The sequence below is a fragment of the Burkholderia sp. BCC1977 genome, assembly GCF_905339595.1.
Classification (GTDB): domain Bacteria; phylum Pseudomonadota; class Gammaproteobacteria; order Burkholderiales; family Burkholderiaceae; genus Burkholderia.
In genome coordinates, this window is record NZ_CAJPGQ010000116.1 from 1 (window position 1) to 2,007 (window position 2,007).

The 2,007-nt window shown below is 59.3% G+C and carries 1 protein-coding gene; it reads left to right on the forward strand.

Annotated features, from left to right (window positions below):
- Positions 1 to 358: 358 nt before the first annotated feature.
- Positions 359 to 1,606, forward strand: a complete 1,248-nt coding sequence (locus U5771_RS34930) for an ATP-binding protein (RefSeq protein ID WP_322028148.1) — start codon at positions 359 to 361, stop codon at positions 1,604 to 1,606.
- The last annotated feature ends 401 nt before the right edge of the window (positions 1,607 to 2,007 follow it).

A 2,007-nucleotide genomic window follows, 5' to 3' on the forward strand; every position in this document is an offset into this window, starting at 1 on the left:
CGTCAACATTACCTCGACGAGGTCAAGCGGCGAAATGGAGATCAAAGTTAAGAGAGGAGATGCCGTTCACGCCGTCGCAACGACCGTCACGGCGCTGTGGGCGTCAGCAACGCTCGCACAGGCGTTATGATCGCTCCCACTCCGCCGCCGCCTGCCCGGATCGAAGTAGTTTCGGCCCCGATGTCCGGCTTCCTCTGGGATCGGGGCCGCCATATTCGGTAGGGCCGCGCACGGCGCGGGTCGCGGGGTATTGGGGTTGTATCCTACGCAGCGTGCGTCGCACACTCGCTCAACCATGTCACTGTCACTCGGGAGTTTCATGCCAGGCTGGTTTCGCTCAATGTTTGTACGGAACGCGTTGGCTTTGATCGTACTCGTACTCGTCAGCCAGATATTCGCCTTCGGCGTTTATCTGTTCTTTATCCAGCGGCCGAGGATCGACGATGCGGCGTCGCTAACCGCGTCGCAAATCCATATGCTGACGCGGTTGCTGGCGGCACTGCCGGGAGATGCACGAATCGAACAGCTGCGTGCGATTAACGGCGTGTCTCAGAGAGAAGTACCACCCGCAGGGTTCGACTCACAACTACCGATGAATCTGGTTGTGAGGTATTTTGTCGTGCGCCTGTCCGCCGAGCTGGGCAGTGATGAGCAGGTTCGCTGGGAGCGGGGCGGTAAACATCGTCTCTGGGTTCGCCTGCATGTGCAGGACGAGTACTATTGGCTGCTGCTCACGGGAGCGCCGAGTAATCGCAATCTGCCATGGACGCTAATCTACCTGATCCTAGGCATCGCGACTTTTCCGCCACTCGCAGCTTTCCTAATTCATCGACCAGTCGAGCGTCTGCTGCGGCGTCTCGCGCGCGCGGCAGGTACGATTGAACACGGCGGCTGGCCCAACGCCGTTCCAGCCCATGGACCACGCGAGCTGAAGATGGTTGTGGACGCATTCAACCGCATGGTGGCTACGCTGCAAGACCTTGAGGCGACACGGGCGGAGATGCTGGCAGGAATTTCGCATGACATTCGCACGCCGCTCACCAAGCTACGCATGGCGCTGTCCGCGCCGGAGTCGTTCGACGCACCGGTGACCAGCGCAGATCGCTTCATCGACGAAATAGACGCGATCGTGCAGCAGTTCATCGATTTCGCACGTGGGTGGGGTAGCGAACCTGTGAAGTCGGGCGATCTCAATGCGCTAATTGAACGTCTCGCGGCGGACTACGCAGGGCTCGGGCATGTGTTTGCATTGTCGCTGGGCGCGCTGCCGTCCATCTCGTTCCGTCCAGTGGGAATGCAGCGACTGTTGATGAACTTAATGCAGAATGCGGTAGGACATGGACGGTTTGGCCTCGGGGTCGTCACCGGTGTGGCGGATGGCGTCGTGACGATCGAAGTCAAGGACCATGGCCCTGGTGTGCCGGACCCCGTGCTGCCGCTAATGAAGCAGCCGTTCCGGCGCGGCACGCAAAGCGAGCAGTGGGGCGGGACCGGGCTCGGTCTGGCGATCGCGGAACGTATCGCAAAGGAGCATGAGGGGTCACTTGATCTGTTCCGGAATGCACCGACCGGTCTGGTGGCCAGGGTGCGGCTCCCACTCAACTGACCGCGTCTCACCGGGGCTCCGATGCGCCGGCCTGGTGTCGGCCGCGCATAGTTAGCGGCGCGACCGGCAGGATCCATCTTGTTCAGGGTAACGATAAAAGCATCATCAAGAAATATCAGTATATTAATTATATTAGTGATTTTGCTTGGCTATTTTGTGGTGCATCGCGTGTGCGTTCCCAGCGGAGCCCGCCACATGCGATGTGCCTCGGACAAAGAGGTGCACAGAGTATAAGCAACCGTTTGCGGAGTATTCGGGGCAAAATGGACGGTGTGTGTTTTCGCCACAGACACTTCAGAGGTGGCCTCGCTCGTTCGGACAGTTTTCTGAGATTTTTAAGTGGAGCGTCCGAGGCAATCATGCTGCCGATTTGATCGCAGGCAGCGTCTGTCAGCGTCGGA